Origin of the sequence: Streptomyces sp. UNOB3_S3 (assembly GCF_020740895.1) — a bacterium.
Taxonomy (GTDB): domain Bacteria; phylum Actinomycetota; class Actinomycetes; order Streptomycetales; family Streptomycetaceae; genus Streptomyces.
Genome location: NZ_JAILXP010000126.1, coordinates 1 through 18,061 on the forward strand (window position 1 = coordinate 1; position 18,061 = coordinate 18,061).

The window sequence follows — 18,061 nt, forward strand, 5'->3', positions numbered from 1 at the left end:
CCCCCCACCCCGACAGGCGTGCCCCGCACCGTGATCCGCACGGTGCGGGGCACGCCTGTTTCCCTACCACCCAAGGAGTGAACCCCATGGCAACTCCCCTCACCGCCGACCAGTTCGTCGCCGCGCTCCGCGCGGAAGGCGTCGACGTCGTGGAGACCGACGACTGGCGTGACCACAACCGCAATCACAAGGGCGCCTGGGGCCCCGTGCACGGGGTGATCATCCATCACACGGTCACCTCCGGCACCGCGTCCTCCGTCGAGCTCTGCTACGACGGCTACGACGAGCTCCCCGGCCCGCTCTGCCACGGCGTCATCGACAAGTCCGGCACGGTCCACCTGGTCGGCAACGGCCGTGCCAACCACGCGGGTACGGGCGACGGCGACGTGCTCGCGGCCGTGATCGGTGAGACGTCCCTGCCGCGGCCGGTCTCCAACGACACCGACGGCAACGCCCGTTTCTACGGCTTCGAGTGCGTCAACCTCGGCGACGGCGACGACCCGTGGCCGGCCGGGCAGCTGGACGCCATCGAGCGCGTCTCGGCCGCGCTGTGCCGGGCGCACGGCTGGAGTTCGGCCTCCGTCATCGGCCACAAGGAGTGGACGAACACCAAGGTCGACCCGGTCGGGTTCGAGATGGGCGACCTGCGCGGCCGGGTGGCCGGCCGGCTGGGCTCGGCGCCGGACGAGCGTCCGGAGAAGCCCACCGAGCCCGACGAGCCCACCCGCCCCGCCGTGACCACGTACACCGTGAAGCCCGGCGACACCCTCACCGGCATCGCCGAGTCCCACGGCACCACCGCCGCCCGGCTCGTCTCGCTCAACGAGCTGACCGACCCGGACCGCATCCACCCCGGCGACGAGCTCTCCGTCCCGGGCCCGGGCAACGACTACGAGCCCTTCCCCGGCCAGTCGTTCTTCCGGGCCGCGCCCAAGTCGCCGGTCGTCACGGCGATGGGCCGCCGGCTGGTCGAGGAGGGCTGCTCGGCGTACTCCCAGGGGCCCGGCGAGCAGTGGACCGACGCCGACCGGCAGTCGTACGGCGCCTGGCAGCGCAAGCTCGGGTTCTCCGGGGAAGAGGCCGACGGCTGGCCCGGGCGGGTCTCCTGGGACGCGCTGAAGGTCCCGCGCGTCTCCTGAGCGCCCGGCGCACCACCGTAAGACAGAGAAAGGAACCCCCCGTGTCCGACGCCGCCAAACGGACCCTCCGCACCGTCCTCCAGACCGCCGTCGCCCTCGCCCTCGCCCTGCCCGCGATCGTCGACGCCTCCGGCATCCCGGCCAGCCTGCCATGGGTGGCCGGCGCGCTCGCCGTCGCCGGCGGGCTCGCCCGGGTGATGGCGCTGCCCGCCGTCCAGGCCCTGCTCCCCCGCTGGCTGCGGGACGGGGACGACGACCGGGGCCGCGCATGAGCGACAGGCAGGGAAGCGAGGCCGCCGCGGTCGCCGTGGAGCTGGAGCGGCTGCGCGGCACGATGGAGGCGGGCTTCGCCCGGGTCGACGGTTCGCTCGCCCTGCTCGTCCAGCGCAGCGACCAGACCGACAAACAGCTCGCCGATCACGAGGCCCGGCTGGACGCCCTGGAGCGCGCCCGCTGGCCGCTGGCGAGCGTGGCGGCGCTGACGGCCGTCGGCGGGGTGGTACTCGCCGGGCTCCAGCTCACCGGCCGCTGACCACAGCTGAAAGCCGAAAACGCCGCAGGGCGGCCACCCCGCGTGCGCGGGGCGGCCGCCCTGACGAGCGAACCAGAGGCTTACTGGTTGTACGGACCGTAGTCGTAGTCCTCCAGCGGGACCGCCTGGCCGGAGCCGGTGCCGAAGGGCGAGTAGTCGATGTCGTCGTAACCGACGGCCGAGTACATCGCGGCCTTGGCCTCCTCGGTGGGCTCCACCCGGATGTTGCGGTAGCGGGACAGACCCGTACCGGCCGGGATGAGCTTACCGATGATGACGTTCTCCTTGAGGCCGATGAGCGAGTCGGACTTGGCGTTGATCGCCGCGTCCGTCAGCACTCGGGTCGTCTCCTGGAAGGAGGCGGCCGACAGCCAGGACTCCGTCGCCAGCGAGGCCTTGGTGATACCCATCAGCTGCGGACGGCCGGAGGCGGGGTGACCGCCCTCGGTGACCACACGACGGTTCTCGGACTCGAAGCGCGAGCGCTCCACGAGCTCGCCCGGCAGCAGCTCCGCGTCGCCGGACTCGATGATCGTCACACGGCGGAGCATCTGCCGGATGATGATCTCGATGTGCTTGTCGTGGATCGACACACCCTGCGAGTTGTAGACCTTCTGGACCTCGCCGACCAGGTGGACCTGGACGGCGCGCTGGCCGAGGATCCGCAGGACGTCGTGCGGGTTGGTGGCACCCACGGTGAGCTTCTGGCCCACCTCGACGTGCTCGCCCTCGCTGACCAGCAGACGGGCACGCTTCGAGATCGGGAACGCCGTCTCGTCGCTGCCGTCGTCCGGGGTGACGACGAGCTTCTTGGTCTTCTCGGTCTCCTCGATACGGACGCGGCCGGCCGCCTCCGAGATCGGGGCGACACCCTTGGGCGTACGGGCCTCGAAGAGCTCGACGACACGGGGCAGACCCTGGGTGATGTCGTCACCGGCCACACCACCGGTGTGGAAGGTACGCATCGTCAGCTGGGTACCGGGCTCACCGATGGACTGGGCGGCGATGATGCCGACCGCCTCACCGATGTCCACCAGCTTGCCGGTCGCCAGCGAGCGGCCGTAGCAGAAGGCACAGGTGCCGACCGCGGACTCACAGGTGAGGACCGAACGGGTCTTGACCGTCTCGACGCCGTGGGCGACGAGCTGCTCGATGAGCACGTCACCGAGGTCGACGTTGGCCGGCGCGATGACCTTGCCGTCGACGACGACGTCCTCGGCGAGCATACGGGCGTACACGCTGGTCTCGACGTCGTCCGTCTTACGCAGGACGCCGTCCTCGCCCTTGACGGCGATCGCCAGCTTGAGGCCGCGCTCGGTGCCGCAGTCCTCCTCGCGGATGATCACGTCCTGGGAGACGTCGACCAGACGACGGGTGAGGTAACCCGAGTCGGCGGTACGGAGGGCGGTGTCCGCGAGACCCTTACGGGCACCGTGGGTGGAGATGAAGTACTCCAGCACGGAGAGACCCTCACGGAACGACGCCTTAATGGGTCGCGGAATGGTCTCGTTCTTCGCGTTCGACACCAGACCACGCATACCGGCGATCTGTCGCATCTGCATCATGTTTCCTCGGGCACCCGAGTCAACCATCATGAAGATGGGGTTCGTCTTGGGGAAGTTCGCGTTCATCGCCTCGGCGACCTCGTTGGTCGCCTTGGTCCAGATCGCGATGAGCTCCTGCGTGCGCTCGTCCTTGGTGATCAGACCGCGCTCGTACTGCTTCTGGACCTTCTCGTCCTGCGCCTCGTAGCCCTTGACGATCTCCTTCTTCGCCTCGGGAACGACGACGTCGGAGATGGCCACGGTGACACCGGAACGGGTCGCCCAGTGGAAGCCGGCCGCCTTCAGGTTGTCGAGCGTCGCCGCCACGATGACCTTGGGGTAGCGCTCCGCCAGGTCGTTGACGATCTCGGAGAGCTGCTTCTTGCCCACCGAGTAGTCGACGAACGGGTAGTCCTCGGGCAGCAGCTCGTTGAAGAGCGCGCGGCCCAGGGTGGTGCGCAGGCGGAACGAGTCACCCTGCTGCCACTCCGGCTCGCCCTCCTCGCGGACCGGGGGAACCCAGCCGCGCGGCGGAACGGTGCCGATCGGGAAGCGGATGTCGACCTTCGCCTGGAGCGAGAGCTCACGGGCGTCGAACGCCATGATCGCCTCGGCGACCGAGCCGAAGGACCGGCCCTCGCCCTTGACCTCGCGCTCCTCCTCGTCGGTGGTGAGGAAGAACAGACCGAGCACCATGTCCTGGGTCGGCATGGTGACCGGACGGCCGTCGGCCGGCTTGAGGATGTTGTTCGAGGACAGCATCAGGATGCGGGCCTCGGCCTGCGCCTCCGCGGAGAGCGGCAGGTGGACGGCCATCTGGTCACCGTCGAAGTCCGCGTTGAACGCGGTGCAGACGAGCGGGTGGATCTGGATGGCCTTGCCCTCGACCAGCTGCGGCTCGAAGGCCTGGATGCCGAGGCGGTGCAGCGTGGGCGCACGGTTCAGCAGCACCGGGTGCTCGGCGATGACCTCTTCGAGGACGTCGTACACCACGGTGCGGCCGCGCTCGACCATGCGCTTGGCCGACTTGATGTTCTGCGCGTGGTTCAGGTCGACCAGGCGCTTCATCACGAACGGCTTGAAGAGCTCCAGCGCCATGGCCTTGGGCAGACCGCACTGGTGCAGCTTCAGCTGCGGACCGACGACGATGACGGAACGGGCCGAGTAGTCGACACGCTTACCGAGCAGGTTCTGACGGAATCGACCCTGCTTACCCTTCAGCATGTCGCTGAGGGACTTCAGCGGACGGTTGCCGGGGCCCGTGACCGGGCGACCACGACGGCCGTTGTCGAAGAGGGCGTCGACCGCCTCCTGGAGCATCCGCTTCTCGTTGTTCACGATGATCTCGGGGGCACCGAGGTCGAGCAGACGCTTCAGACGGTTGTTGCGGTTGATCACACGGCGGTACAGGTCGTTCAGGTCGGAGGTCGCGAAGCGGCCACCGTCCAGCTGCACCATCGGACGCAGGTCCGGCGGGATCACGGGGATGCAGTCCAGCACCATGCCGCTGGGGCTGTTGCGGGTCTGCAGGAAGGCGGAGACGACCTTGAGGCGCTTGAGCGCACGGGTCTTCTTCTGGCCCTTGCCGGTCCGGATGATCTCGCGGAGGCGCTCGGCCTCCTCGTCGAGGTCGAAGGACTCCAGGCGCTTCTGCAGCGCGGCGGCGCCCATCGCACCCATGAAGTAGGTGCCGAAGCGGTCGCGCAGCTCGCGGTAGAGCAGCTCGTCGCCCTCGAGGTCCTGGACCTTGAGGTTCTTGAAGCGGCTCCACACCTCGTCGAGGCGGTCGATCTCGCGCTGCGCGCGGTCGCGCAGCTGCTTCATCTCACGCTCGGCGCCCTCGCGCACCTTGCGGCGCACATCGGCCTTGGCGCCCTCGGCCTCGAGCTCGGCCAGGTCGGACTCGAGCTTCTTGGCGCGGGCCTCGAGGTCGGCGTCGCGGCGCTGCTCGATCTGCTGACGCTCGACGGAGACATGGGCCTCCAGCGAGGGCAGGTCGCGCGTGCGGCGCTCCTCGTCCACCCACGTGATCATGTAGGCGGCGAAGTAGATGACCTTCTCGAGGTCCTTCGGGGCCAGGTCGAGCAGGTAGCCCAGGCGCGACGGGACGCCCTTGAAGTACCAGATGTGGGTGACGGGAGCGGCGAGCTCGATGTGGCCCATCCGCTCACGGCGCACCTTGGCGCGCGTGACCTCGACGCCACAACGCTCACAGATGATGCCCTTGAAGCGGACACGCTTGTACTTGCCGCAGTAGCACTCCCAGTCCCGGGTAGGACCGAAGATCTTCTCGCAGAAGAGTCCGTCCTTTTCGGGCTTCAGGGTGCGGTAGTTGATGGTCTCCGGCTTCTTGACCTCACCGTGGGACCAGGTCCGGATGTCGTCCGCGGTCGCCAGGCCGATCCGCAGCTCGTCGAAGAAGTTGACGTCGAGCACTGTTCGTCAATCCCTCTTTCAGGGTCGTGCCCCTCGCGTTAGCGATTTATGGGCTCTACATCAGTGGTCTGGGGGTCCGGGGACGGTGGGGGCCTCCTACGAGGCCCCCACCAGACCCGTCAGACCTCTTCGACGCTGCTCGGCTCGCGCCGGGACAGGTCGATACCGAGCTCCTCCGCCGCGCGGAAGACGTCCTCGTCGGTGTCCCGCATCTCGATGGACATGCCGTCCGAGGACAGCACCTCCACGTTGAGGCAGAGGGACTGCATCTCCTTGATGAGCACCTTGAAGGACTCGGGGATGCCGGGCTCGGGGATGTTCTCGCCCTTGACGATCGCCTCGTAGACCTTCACGCGGCCGGTGACGTCGTCGGACTTGATGGTCAGCAGCTCCTGGAGGGCGTACGCGGCGCCATAAGCCTCCAGCGCCCACACCTCCATCTCACCGAAGCGCTGGCCACCGAACTGAGCCTTACCACCCAGCGGCTGCTGGGTGATCATGGAGTACGGACCGGTCGAACGGGCGTGCAGCTTGTCGTCGACCAGGTGGTGCAGCTTGAGGATGTACATGTACCCGACCGAGATCGGGTCCGGGAACGGCTCGCCGGAGCGGCCGTCGAACATCCGGGCCTTGCCGGACGGGAGCACCAGGCGCTCGCCGTCACGGTTGGGGATCGTGGACTCGAAGAGACCGGCGATCTCGTCCTCGCGGGCGCCGTCGAAGACCGGGGTCGCGACGTTGGTGCCGGCGGCGACGTCGTCGGCGCCGATCGCCTGGAGGCGCTTCATCCAGTCCTCGTCGCCCTCGACCTTCCAGCCGCGGCTGGCGAGCCAGCCGAGATGGATCTCGAGGACCTGTCCCGGGTTCATTCGGGACGGGACACCGAGCGGGTTGAGGATGATGTCGACCGGGGTGCCGTCCTCGAGGAAGGGCATGTCCTCGACCGGAAGGATCTTGGAGATGACACCCTTGTTGCCGTGGCGGCCGGCGAGCTTGTCACCGTCGGTGATCTTGCGCTTCTGGGCCACGTAGACGCGGACCAGCTGGTTCACGCCCGGGGGCAGCTCGTCGCCCTCTTCGCGGTCGAAGACGCGGACGCCGATGACCTTGCCGATCTCACCGTGCGGGACCTTCAGCGAGGTGTCACGGACCTCACGGGCCTTCTCACCGAAGATCGCGCGGAGCAGACGCTCCTCGGGGGTCAGCTCGGTCTCACCCTTCGGGGTGACCTTGCCGACGAGGATGTCGCCGGCGACGACCTCGGCACCGATGCGGATGATGCCGCGCTCGTCGAGGTCGGCGAGGACCTCCTCGGAGACGTTCGGGATGTCCCGGGTGATCTCCTCGGGGCCCAGCTTGGTGTCACGGGCGTCGACCTCGTGCTCCTCGATGTGGATCGAGGAGAGGACGTCGTCCTGCACGAGGCGCTGCGACAGGATGATCGCGTCCTCGTAGTTGTGGCCCTCCCACGGCATGAACGCCACGAGGAGGTTCTTGCCGAGCGCCATCTCGCCCTCGTCCGTGGACGGACCGTCGGCGAGCACCTGGCCGGTGACCACGCGGGCGCCCTCGTCCACGACGACCTTCTGGTTGAAGGAGGTGCCCTGGTTGGAGCGGGAGAACTTGGCGACGCGGTAGGTGTTGTACGTGCCGTCGTCGTTGGCCACCGTGACGTAGTCGGCGGAGACCTCCTGGACGACACCGTCCTTCTCGGCCTTGATGACGTCACCGGCGTCGACCGCGCAGCGGTACTCCATGCCGGTGCCGACCAGCGGCGCCTCGGCCTTGATCAGCGGAACGGCCTGGCGCATCATGTTCGATCCCATGAGCGCGCGGTTGGCGTCGTCGTGCTCGAGGAACGGGATCATGGCGGTCGCGACGGACACCATCTGGCGCGGCGAGACGTCCATGTAGTCGACGTCGTCGCCGGCGATGTAGTCGATCTCGCCACCACGGCGGCGGACCAGGACGCGCGACTCGGCGTAACGCATGTCCTCGGTGAGGGGGGCGTTCGCCTGGGCGATGACGAAGCGGTCTTCCTCGTCGGCCGTCAGGTAGTCGACCTCGTCGGTGACGACACCGTCGACGACCTTGCGGTACGGGGTCTCGACGAAACCGAACGCGTTGACGCGACCGTAGGAGGCGAGGGAGCCGATCAGACCGATGTTCGGGCCTTCGGGCGTCTCGATCGGGCACATACGGCCGTAGTGCGACGGGTGGACGTCTCGGACCTCGAAGCCGGCCCGCTCACGGGAGAGACCACCCGGGCCCAGCGCCGACAGACGACGCTTGTGGGTCAGACCCGACAGCGGGTTGGTCTGGTCCATGAACTGGGACAGCTGGCTGGTGCCGAAGAACTCCTTGATGGAGGCGACGACCGGCCGGATGTTGATCAGGGTCTGCGGCGTGATCGCCTCGACGTCCTGGGTGGTCATCCGCTCGCGGACGACGCGCTCCATACGAGCCAGACCCGTGCGGACCTGGTTCTGGATGAGCTCGCCGACGTTGCGCAGACGACGGTTGCCGAAGTGGTCGATGTCGTCGGTCTCGACGACGATGTCCGTGCCGTTCTCACCGACGGTCTCGAGCTCGCCGGCGTGCAGCTTCACCAGGTACTTGATCGTCGCGATGACGTCGTCGACCGTGAGCACACCGGCGTCGAGCGGGGCGTCCGCGCCCAGCTTCTTGTTGACCTTGTAGCGGCCGACCTTCGCGAGGTCGTAGCGCTTCGGGTTGAAGTAGAGGTTCTCGAGCAGCGTCTGCGCGGCCTCACGGGTCGGCGGCTCGCCCGGGCGCAGCTTGCGGTAGATGTCGAGCAGCGCGTCGTCCTGGCCCTGGGTGTGGTCCTTCTCCAGGGTGGCGCGCATGGACTCGTACTCGCCGAACTCCTCGAGGATCTGCTCGGTGGTCCAGCCGAGAGCCTTCAGGAGGACGGTGACGGACTGCTTGCGCTTACGGTCGATGCGGACGCCGACCATGTCGCGCTTGTCGACCTCCATCTCCAGCCAGGCACCCCGGGACGGAATGATCTTGGCGGTGAAGATGTCCTTGTCGGACGTCTTGTCGATGGAGGAGTCGAAGTAGACACCCGGCGAACGGACCAGCTGCGAGACGACGACACGCTCGGTGCCGTTGATGCAGAAGGTGCCCTTCGGCGTCATGAGCGGGAAGTCGCCCATGAAGACCGTCTGGGACTTGATCTCACCGGTCTCGTTGTTGGTGAACTCGGCGGTGACGAAGAGCGGGGCCGCGTACGTGAAGTCGCGCTCCTTGCACTCGTCGATCGAGTTCTTCGGGGGCTCGAAGCGGTGGTCACGGAAGGTCAGCGACATCGACCCGCTGAAGTCCTCGATCGGGGAGATCTCCTCGAAGATCTCCTCCAGACCGGACTTGGTGGGGACGTCCTGACCACTTTCCAGCGCAGCCTCGACGCGAGCCTTCCAGGCGGCGTTGCCGAGCAGCCAGTCGAAGCTCTCGGTCTGAAGCGCAAGAAGGTTCGGAACCTCGAGGGGCTCCTTGATCTTCGCAAAAGAGATGCGCAGCGGGGCGGTGCTGGCGCCGGTGTTCGTATTGGCGGTCGAGGCGTTGCGCGAGGCGGCCAAGAGGGGGTCCTTCCGAGGGCTCGGACTCACTACGCGCGTACCGGTCCCACTCGTCGCGTACGAGAGAAATCCCAGCTCAGGGGGTTTCCTTCAGCTGTGCTCGAGAGTGGGCATGCCCCTGGTGACGGGCAGGGAGCAGCTAACAGGCAGCGCAAAGGGTCAGTGTAGCCACTTGGCCCACTGATGTCCAGAGCGGATTTCCGGAGACCGGTGCGATACCAATCTCTCCCTCCGGGATCCTGTTGTTCCGCATCGCCTGGCGTCCTGCCCGACGCAAGCCATGCGCGGGAAGCGCATGACGTTACTTCCCGCTCCGCCTCCGATCCATGCCTCGGACGGAGGATCGATGTGGCGGCGCGTCCGTAGGACGCGTCCTGAGAATCGCGCGCGGCGTGCCGTTCGTCAAGGCCCCTCGGCCCCCGGCGGCCGCTCGAGGCGCCCTCCCGCCCTGCTGGGAGCGGGTTCGTCGCCCCGGTGAGGCGGCGAAGATCACCATACTCGTCTCCGGGGCCCCGTGCGCGCATCCGTCCCGGGAACGCCCAAGGGCGACCACCCGTGCGGGTGATCGCCCTTGGTTGATTCCGGCCGGAGGCCGGAGAAGAGAGTCGGCAGACCCTCGAGGTACTTACTTGACCTCGACGGAGGCGCCGGCGCCCTTGAGGGCCTCGGCGGCCTTCTCCGCGGCGTCCTTGGCGACCTTCTCGAGGACCGGCTTCGGGGTGCCGTCGACGAGGTCCTTGGCCTCCTTCAGACCCAGGGAGGTCAGCTCGCGCACGACCTTGATGACCTGGATCTTCTTGTCACCGGCGGCGGTGAGGATGACGTCGAACTCGTCCTTCTCCTCGACCTCGGCGGCAGCGGCGCCACCGGCGGCACCGGCAACGACGACCGGCGCGGCGGCGGCGGCGGTGACGTCGAACTTCTCCTCGAAGGCGGAGACGAACTCGGCCAGCTCGATGAGGGTCATCTCCTCGAACTGCGCGAGCAGCTCGTCCTTGGTGAGCTTCGCCATGATGGCGGTCCTTCCACTAAATCGGCAGGTGCCGGGATGTACATGTCGGCGGGCGGACGGCCCGCTGCGACCGGTGCCGGGTGGCACCGGTCAATGCGCGAGCCGAATTACTCGGCACCGCCCTGCTCGGCGAGCTTGGCGCGCAGCGCGTCCGCAGTGCGGACGAGCTTCGTCGGCAGCGCCTGGAAGAGCGAGGCAGCCTGGGACTGCTTGCCCTTCATGGCACCGGCCAGCTTGCTGAGCAGAACCTCGCGGGACTCGAGGTCCGCAAGCTTCTTGATCTCATCGGCGGACAGCGCCTTGCCATCAAGGACACCGCCCTTGATGATCAGGTTCGGGTTCTCCTTGGCGAAGTCACGAAGACCCTTCGCCGACTCCACCGGGTCACCGGTGACGAAGGCGACAGCCGTCGGACCAGCGAAAAGCTGGGCGTCGAGCTGGTACCCGGCCTCTGCGGCCGCGATCTTGGTCAGCGTGTTCTTCACCACGGCGTACTGCGCGTTCTCACCGAGCGAACGGCGCAGCGTCTTGAGCTGCGCCACGGTGAGACCGCGGTACTCGGTCAGCACAGCGGCGTTGGAGCTGCGGAACTTGTCCGTGAGCTCGGCAACCGCGGCGGCCTTGGCGGACGTCGCCATGAGCCTCGGCCTCCTTCCGGGTGATTCGGACCGCTTAGGCGCGAGAAGGGGGCTTGGGCAAAACGAAACGCCCCGGCGCAGGCGCTCGGGGCGTGACTCGACCGCGGGGACGTAATCCTCTTACGTCTCGGCGGGAGTGCAATCCACGTGTCACCTGCGCAGGTCGCCCGCAGCTAGCGGATCCTTCGGCCGCCACACCCCCGGATGGAGGCGCGACAACGACCAGCGGTCTTTGGCTTCTCCAGGAGATTACGCGACAGGTGCGTATGGATGCAAATCGAGCCGGGCCCCGCACCTTGGAATCAGGTGCGGGGCCCGGCCCGTACTGCTCAGAGCGCCACTACGCGCCCGCGAGAGCCGTCTCAGACGGTCTCGTCCTCCACGAGGAGGTTGCGGGTGCGGTTCGGGTCCAGGGCGATGCCCGGGCCCATCGTGGTGGCCAGGGTCGCCTTCTTGATGTAGCGGCCCTTCGCGGCGGACGGCTTGAGACGGGTGATCTCCTCAAGCGCGGCGGCGTAGTTCTCCACCAGCTTGGCCTCGTCGAAGGAGACCTTGCCGATGATGAAGTGGAGGTTCGAGTGCTTGTCCACTCGGAACTCGATCTTGCCGCCCTTGATCTCGGTCACGGCCTTGGCCGTGTCCGGGGTGACCGTGCCGGTCTTCGGGTTCGGCATCAGACCACGGGGACCGAGCACGCGGCCGAGGCGGCCGACCTTGCCCATGAGGTCCGGGGTGGCGACGACGGCGTCGAAGTCCAGACGGCCCTTGGCGACCTCGTCGATGAGCTCGTCGGCACCGACGATGTCGGCGCCCGCGGCACGCGCGGCCTCGGCACGGTCGCCGGTCGCGAAGACCAGGACCCGGGCGGTCTTACCGGTGCCGTGCGGAAGGTTCACGGTGCCACGGACCATCTGGTCGGCCTTGCGCGGGTCGACACCCAGGCGGAAGGCAACCTCGACGGTCGCGTCGAACTTGGTGGCGGAGGTCTCCTTGGCGAGACGGACGGCCTCGAGCGGGGCGTACAGGCGCTCCGCATCGACCTTGGCGTCCGCAGCGCGGAGAGTCTTGCTGCGCTTCACTTCTGCTCCTGAAAGGTTGAGCGTGGAGTCGTGGTCCGGGCCAGCGCTTGGCCCTGCCACTGCTGTGTCGATCATGCGGCTGCCGCCGCGTGGTCGGACGGGGCTGATCAGCCCTCGACCGTGACGCCCATGGAACGGGCGGTGCCGGCGATGATCTTCTCGGCGGCGTCCAGGTCGTTGGCGTTCAGGTCGGGCATCTTGGTGGTGGCGATCTCGCGGACCTGCTCGCGCGTCAGCTTCGCGACCTTGGTCTTGTGCGGCTCGCCGGAGCCCTTGTCCACGCCCGCGGCCTTGAGGATCAGCTTGGCGGCCGGCGGGGTCTTGGTGACGAAGGTGAAGGAACGGTCCTCGTAGACCGTGATCTCCACCGGCACGACCATGCCACGCTGCGACTCGGTCGCGGCGTTGTAGGCCTTGCAGAACTCCATGATGTTGACGCCGTGCTGACCGAGCGCGGGGCCGACCGGCGGAGCCGGGTTGGCGGCACCAGCGCTGATCTGGAGCTTGATAAGCCCCGTGACCTTCTTCTTCTTGGGAGGCATTGCTCTCTCCGGGTCCTAGTGAGAGTTTTTTTGCCATGCGCACACTGCGCGCAGGCATACCGCACCACGATAACGGGTAATGTGGCCGGGCCAAAAACCGAGAGGTCAGACCGGCCTCTCGGCGCGGTCTGACCTGTTCGGTGGTGTGTGGGCCAGAAGTGTCAGTTCTTCTGGATCTGGTCGAAGCTGAGCTCGACCGGGGTCTCGCGGCCGAAGATCTCGACGAGGCCCTTGACCTTCTTCGAGTCGGCGTTGATCTCGTTGATCGTGGCCTGCAGCGTCGCGAACGGACCGTCCGTGACCGTGACCGAGTCGCCGACCTCGAAGTCCAGCACCTGGACCTCGACCTTGCGGGACGGGGCCGGGCGGCCCTCGGCCTCGGCGGCCTCCTTGGCGGCCTTCGCCTCGGCCTCCGGGGCGAGCATCTTGACGATCTCGTCCAGGGTCAGCGGGTACGGGTCGTAGGCGTTGCCGACGAAGCCGGTGACACCCGGGGTGTTGCGGACGACGCCCCAGGACTCGTTCGTCAGGTCCATGCGCACCAGGACATAGCCGGGGAGCTTGTTCTGGCGGACGGTACGGCGGTCGCCGTTCTTGATCTGGACGACCTCTTCCTGCGGCACCTCGGCCTGGAAGATGTAGTCCTCGACGTTCAGCGAGACGGCGCGCTGCTCGAGGTTGGTCTTCACGCGGTTCTCGTAGCCCGCGTAGGTGTGGATGACGTACCACTCGCCGGGCAGGCCACGGAGCTCGTCACGGAGCGCGGCGACCGGGTCGACCGGGGCGGCCTCCTCCTCGGACTCCGCCTCCTCGGCGTCGGCCTCGGCGGCCTCGGTGTCGGCGTCGGACTCCACGTGCAGCGCGGCCTCCTCGGCCGGCTCGCCCGCGGCGGCTTCCTCGGCGTCGAGCTCGTCGACGTTGTCGGCGTTCTCGACGATCTCCTGCGGGGTGTCGTCGCCCTGCACCTCGGCCGAGACAGCCTCGTCAACGTTGGCCTCCGCCGCGACGGGCTCGGCGGCGTCGTTCAGGTTCGGGTCAGACACGTGGCTGCTTCTTCCTGGCTACAAGGGGTGGAACGAGCGAATAGGCGGCTCTCTGGGAGGGCCGCCTTGCGCACGGGGGCCGGCTCAGCCGAATACGTACTTGACGGCCTGCTCAAACCCATAGTCAATCACGGTCACCAGTCCAATGACGATGACAACGAAGACGATCACCACAGTGGTGTACGTCGACAGCTGGCTCTTGGTGGGCCAGACGACCTTGCGGAGTTCGGCGACTACCTGCCGGTAAAACAGCCCGAGGCGGCCCAGGGGGCCCTTCTTCCCGCGCTTCCCGCCGCGGCGCTTCGCAGGCGCCTCGTCCTCAGGACGACCGCTCTCAGGCGTCGCGGTGGAGCCAAGGGCTTCCGTCACTACGTCCTCACCTGAATCCCGGTCGTGGCCGTGCCGCGCCCGGGTGAGCCGCACGGCGGTGCATTTCAGTACGTACGCATGCACGCAACCTGGCGGTGCGTGTAGCAGGGCCGAAGGGACTTGAACCCCCAACCGCTGGTTTTGGAGACCAGTGCTCTACCAATTGAGCTACGACCCTTTGTGGTTCCCCCAACGTACCGCATCCGCCCGGAAGCACGGTGTGCCCGGGAGCGGATTCGCCGGTGGAGGCCAACGAGGCATGAGTGTACGTGCTGAAGCGGCCGACGTCGAACAGCTATCAGCGACGACGCGCGCGGAGGGCCTCCCGGCGAGGGCCGGGGGCCTCTCGGCGAAGAGGCCGGGGACCTCCCGGCGAGGGGCCCGGACGGCCGGTAACCCCCTGGCGGTACCACCTGCCGGAATCGGCGCGCACGCGTTCCCACGGGTCTGGGACGATGCCCCTATGACCGCTGCGACTCCTCCCCAGTCCCCCACCGAGCGCCGGGTCTCCGCCCGCGTCGGTGCCATCTCCGAGTCCGCCACCCTGGCCGTGGACGCCAAGGCCAAGGCCCTCAAGGCCGCCGGGCGCCCGGTCATCGGCTTCGGCGCCGGCGAGCCCGACTTCCCGACCCCCGGCTACATCGTCGAGGCCGCGGTGGAGGCCTGCCGTAACCCCAAGTACCACCGCTACACCCCGGCCGGCGGCCTCCCCGAGCTGAAGGCCGCCATCGCCGCCAAGACCCTGCGCGACTCGGGCTACGAGGTCGACGCCTCCCAGGTGCTCGTCACCAACGGTGGCAAGCAGGCCATCTACGAGGCGTTCGCCGCGATCCTCGACCCGGGCGACGAGGTCATCGTCCCCGCCCCGTACTGGACCACCTACCCGGAGTCGATCCGCCTCGCGGGTGGCGTGCCGGTCGATGTCGTGGCCGACGAGACCACCGGTTACCGGGTCTCCGTCGAGCAGCTGGAGGCCGCGCGCACCGAGCGCACCAAGGTGCTGCTCTTCGTCTCCCCGTCGAACCCGACCGGTGCCGTCTACACGCGCGAGCAGGTCGAGGCCGTCGGCCGCTGGGCCGCCGAGCACGGCCTGTGGGTGCTGACGGACGAGATCTACGAGCACCTGGTCTACGGCGACGCCGAGTTCTCCTCGCTGCCGGTCGTCGTGCCGGAGCTGCGCGACAAGTGCATCGTGGTCAACGGCGTCGCCAAGACGTACGCCATGACCGGCTGGCGCGTGGGCTGGGTCATCGGCCCGAAGGACGTCGTGAAGGCCGCGACCAACCTCCAGTCGCACGCCACGTCGAACGTGAGCAACGTCGCGCAGGTCGCGGCCCTGGCCGCCGTGTCGGGCGATCTGACGGCCGTCGAGGAGATGAAGGTCGCCTTCGACCGTCGCCGCCGCAAGATCGTCGCGATGCTGAACGAGATCGACGGCGTCTTCTGCCCGGAGCCGGAGGGCGCGTTCTACGCCTACCCGTCGGTCAAGGAGCTGCTCGGCAAGGAGATCCGCGGCAAGCGTCCGCAGACGTCGGTGGAGCTGGCCGCGCTGATCCTGGACGAGGCCGAGGTCGCCGTGGTGCCGGGTGAGGCGTTCGGCACGCCGGGCTACCTGCGGCTGTCGTACGCGCTGGGCGACGAGGACCTGGTCGAGGGCGTCTCGCGGCTGCAGAAGCTGCTGGCCGAGGCCAAGTAGCCTGCGGCTCGCTCGGGTGAGGGATGCGGGGTTCCGGCCGGTGCGGCCGGAACCCCGCATTCGTTTTCGGGTCCGTCCCCGATCAGGGAAAACACCTTCCGGTCCGGTGGCGCTTGAGGCAGGATCGGGCAATGGAACGCTCGCGTGACCTCCGTCTGCTGCCCAAGGCCCATCTGCACCTGCACTTCACCGGGTCCATGCGCCCCTCGACCCTGCTGGAGCTGGCCGACAAGTACGGCGTGCACCTGCCCGAGGCACTGTGCGGCGGCCGGCCGCCGAAGCTCCGGGCGACGGACGAGCGGGGCTGGTTCCGCTTCCAGCGGCTCTACGACATCGCCCGCTCCTGCCTGCGGTCCGAGGAGGACATCCGGCGCCTGGTGCGCGAGGCCGCGGAGGAGGACGTCCGGGACGGCTCGGGCTGGCTGGAGATCCAGGTCGACCCCACCTCGTACGCGCCCCGGCTGGGCGGTCTGATCCCGGCCCTGGAGATCATCCTCGACGCGGTGGAGGACGCCTCGAAGGAGACCGGGCTGGGGATACGGGTGCTGGTCGCCGCCAACCGGATGAAGCACCCCCTGGACGCCCGTACGCTCGCCCGGCTCGCGGTGCGCTACGCCGACCGGGGCGTGATCGGCTTCGGGCTCTCCAACGACGAGCGGCGCGGGCTCGCCCGGGACTTCGACCGCGCCTTCGAGATCGCCCGGGAGGGCGGCCTGCTGGCCGCCCCGCACGGCGGCGAGCTCTCGGGGCCCAGCAGCGTCCGGGACTGCCTGGACGACCTCCACGCGTCCCGGGTGGGGCACGGCGTGCGGGCCGCGGAGGACCCGCGGCTGCTGCGGAAGCTCGCGGAGCGGGGGGTGACGTGCGAGGTCTGCCCGGCCTCGAACGTCGCCCTCGGCGTGTACGACAAGCCGGCCGACGTCCCGCTGCGGACGCTGTGGGACGCGGGTGTGCCGATGGCGCTGGGCGCGGACGACCCGCTGCTGTTCGGCTCGCGCCTGGCGGCGCAGTACGAGCTGGCGCGGGAGCACCACGGCTTCACGGACGAGGAGCTGGCGGAGCTGGCGCGGCAGTCGGTACGGGCGTCGGCCGCGCCGAACGCCGTCCGGAAGGGGCTGCTGGACGGCATCGACGACTGGCTCGCCCACCCCGGCCCGTCCGGCGCTTGAGGACCGGGGTCCGGGGGCGGAGCCCCGGGAAACGGTGAAAGGGCGGGACCGGGGCACAGCCCGCCGCAGGCGCTCCCTCCTACAGCGCCACACCCACCGTCACCGGCTCGTTCACGAGGGTGACCCCGAACGCGGCGTGAACGCCGTCGCGGACCTCGCGGGCCAGGGCCAGCAAATCCTCGGTGGTGGCCGAGCCCCGGTTCGTGAGGGCGAGCGTGTGCTTGCCGGAGATCCGGGCGCGGCCCTCGCCGTAGCCCTTGGTGAAGCCGGCCTTGTCGATGAGCCACGCGGCCGACGTCTTGACCATGCCGTCCCCCGCCGGGAAGGCGGGCGGCATGACGTCCGGCCCGAGCCGCTCGGTCACGCGGGCCAGGAACGCCTCGTGCTCGGCGGCGGTGAGGATCGGGTTGGTGAAGAACGAGCCCGCCGACCAGGTGTCGTGGTCCTCGGGGTCGAGGACCATGCCCTTGCCGGCGCGCAGCTTGAGCACGGTCTCCCGGGCCTGGAGGGCCGGGACGCGGTCGCCCTGCTCGACGCCGAGGGTACGCGCGGTCTCGGCGTAGCGGATGGGCGCGGAGAGCCCGCCCGCGTCCTCCAGCTCGAAGCGGACGCGCAGGACGACGTAGCGCGCGGGGTCCTGCTTGAAGCGGCTGTGCCGGTAGGTGAAGGCGCACTCGGCGTTGGTGAGGGTGACGGTCTCGTCGGTGTGGCGGTCGTAGGCCACGACCTCGGTGATCGTCTGGGAGACGTCCTGGCCGTAGGCGCCGACGTTCTGGATGGGGGTGGCGCCGGCGGAGCCGGGGATGCCGGCCAGGCACTCGACGCCGGCGAGCCCGGCGTCGACGGTGCGGGCGACGGCGTCGGACCAGTTCTCGCCGGCGGCGAGCTCGAGGCGGGCGCCCTGGAGGTCGAAGCCGGTGGTGGCGATGCGCAGGGCCGTGCCGTGGAAGCCCTTGTCGGAGATGACCAGGTTGCTGCCGCCGCCGATGATCAGCAGCGGGGTGGCGGTGCGGTCGGCCTCGCGGACGGCCTCGACGACCTCGGCGTCGGTGACGGCCGTGATCAGTCGGGTCGCGGGGCCGCCGAGACGGAAGGTGGTCAGGGGGGCGAGGGGGGCGTCGTGTCGTTCCTGCACGGGCACCAGGGTGACGGTCTCGTCGGTGTGGCGGTCGTAGGCCACGACCTCGGTGATCGTCTGGGAGACGTCCTGGCCGTAGGCGCCGACGTTCTGGATGGGGGTGGCGCCGGCGGAGCCGGGGA

General features: G+C 68.8%; 14 protein-coding genes and 1 tRNA gene. 5 read left to right on the forward strand and 10 right to left on the reverse strand.

Annotation, left to right across the window (positions count from 1 at the left end; genetic code table 11):
* The first annotated feature begins 86 nt into the window (after nucleotides 1–86).
* Genes K6I33_RS15900 through K6I33_RS15910 form a run of 3 tightly spaced genes read left to right on the forward strand, consistent with a single transcriptional unit; the run spans nucleotide 87 to nucleotide 1,671 of the window.
* The gene (locus K6I33_RS15900; protein WP_229352333.1) at nucleotides 87–1,139 is read left to right on the forward strand and encodes a peptidoglycan-binding protein; all 1,053 of its coding nucleotides are present in this window, start codon (nucleotides 87–89) and stop codon (nucleotides 1,137–1,139) included.
* Between the two features lie 41 nt (nucleotides 1,140–1,180).
* Nucleotides 1,181–1,411 (forward strand): hypothetical protein, encoded by a 231-nt coding sequence (locus K6I33_RS15905; protein ID WP_126914715.1) that lies wholly within the window; start codon nucleotides 1,181–1,183, stop codon nucleotides 1,409–1,411.
* A complete protein-coding gene (locus tag K6I33_RS15910; RefSeq protein ID WP_229352334.1) occupies nucleotides 1,408–1,671 on the forward strand; it encodes a hypothetical protein in 264 nt (87 codons plus the stop codon). The genes K6I33_RS15905 and K6I33_RS15910 overlap by 4 nt, the downstream gene beginning before the upstream one ends.
* Nucleotides 1,672–1,751: 80 nt before the next feature.
* Here K6I33_RS15910 and K6I33_RS15915 read toward each other — a convergent pair whose 3' ends face one another.
* The 9 genes from K6I33_RS15915 to K6I33_RS15955 form a co-directional block, all read right to left on the reverse strand.
* Nucleotides 1,752–5,651, reverse strand: a complete 3,900-nt coding sequence (locus K6I33_RS15915; protein WP_229352335.1) for a DNA-directed RNA polymerase subunit beta' — start codon at nucleotides 5,649–5,651, stop codon at nucleotides 1,752–1,754.
* 119 nt (nucleotides 5,652–5,770) lie between these two features.
* On the reverse strand, nucleotides 5,771–9,253 hold the full coding sequence (gene rpoB / locus K6I33_RS15920; protein ID WP_229352336.1) for a DNA-directed RNA polymerase subunit beta: 3,483 nt from the start codon (nucleotides 9,251–9,253) through the stop codon (nucleotides 5,771–5,773).
* Nucleotides 9,254–9,878: 625 nt separating this feature from the next.
* Nucleotides 9,879–10,265 carry a 50S ribosomal protein L7/L12 gene (gene rplL / locus K6I33_RS15925; RefSeq protein ID WP_229352338.1) on the reverse strand — a complete coding sequence of 129 codons (387 nt, stop codon included), beginning with the start codon at nucleotides 10,263–10,265 and terminating at the stop codon, nucleotides 9,879–9,881.
* A 107-nt stretch (nucleotides 10,266–10,372) separates the two neighbouring features.
* Complete coding sequence (rplJ, locus tag K6I33_RS15930) at nucleotides 10,373–10,903, reverse strand: 50S ribosomal protein L10 (protein ID WP_229352344.1); 531 nt, start codon at nucleotides 10,901–10,903, stop codon at nucleotides 10,373–10,375.
* 362 nt (nucleotides 10,904–11,265) lie between these two features.
* Nucleotides 11,266–11,982, reverse strand: coding sequence for a 50S ribosomal protein L1 (rplA, locus tag K6I33_RS15935; protein WP_229352345.1), 717 nt, complete (start codon nucleotides 11,980–11,982; stop codon nucleotides 11,266–11,268).
* 107 nt (nucleotides 11,983–12,089) lie between these two features.
* Nucleotides 12,090–12,524, reverse strand: coding sequence for a 50S ribosomal protein L11 (gene rplK, locus K6I33_RS15940; RefSeq protein WP_190111599.1), 435 nt, complete (start codon nucleotides 12,522–12,524; stop codon nucleotides 12,090–12,092).
* Between the two features lie 161 nt (nucleotides 12,525–12,685).
* Nucleotides 12,686–13,567 (reverse strand): transcription termination/antitermination protein NusG, encoded by an 882-nt coding sequence (gene nusG, locus K6I33_RS15945; RefSeq protein WP_229352348.1) that lies wholly within the window; start codon nucleotides 13,565–13,567, stop codon nucleotides 12,686–12,688.
* Between the two features lie 84 nt (nucleotides 13,568–13,651).
* Nucleotides 13,652–13,936, reverse strand: coding sequence for a preprotein translocase subunit SecE (gene secE / locus K6I33_RS15950; RefSeq protein ID WP_229352352.1), 285 nt, complete (start codon nucleotides 13,934–13,936; stop codon nucleotides 13,652–13,654).
* A 105-nt stretch (nucleotides 13,937–14,041) separates the two neighbouring features.
* Nucleotides 14,042–14,114: transfer RNA gene (locus K6I33_RS15955), tRNA-Trp, on the reverse strand.
* A 285-nt stretch (nucleotides 14,115–14,399) separates the two neighbouring features.
* Between K6I33_RS15955 and K6I33_RS15960 the strand changes: the two genes are divergently transcribed.
* Both K6I33_RS15960 and K6I33_RS15965 read left to right on the forward strand, forming a co-directional pair.
* Nucleotides 14,400–15,632 carry a pyridoxal phosphate-dependent aminotransferase gene (locus K6I33_RS15960; protein WP_229352349.1) on the forward strand — a complete coding sequence of 411 codons (1,233 nt, stop codon included), beginning with the start codon at nucleotides 14,400–14,402 and terminating at the stop codon, nucleotides 15,630–15,632.
* 131 nt (nucleotides 15,633–15,763) lie between these two features.
* Nucleotides 15,764–16,801, forward strand: a complete 1,038-nt coding sequence (locus tag K6I33_RS15965; protein WP_229352351.1) for an adenosine deaminase — start codon at nucleotides 15,764–15,766, stop codon at nucleotides 16,799–16,801.
* 79 nt (nucleotides 16,802–16,880) lie between these two features.
* Here K6I33_RS15965 and K6I33_RS15970 read toward each other — a convergent pair whose 3' ends face one another.
* A complete protein-coding gene (locus K6I33_RS15970) occupies nucleotides 16,881–17,936 on the reverse strand; it encodes a UDP-N-acetylmuramate dehydrogenase (RefSeq protein ID WP_229352353.1) in 1,056 nt (351 codons plus the stop codon).
* Between the last annotated feature and the right edge of the window lie 125 nt (nucleotides 17,937–18,061).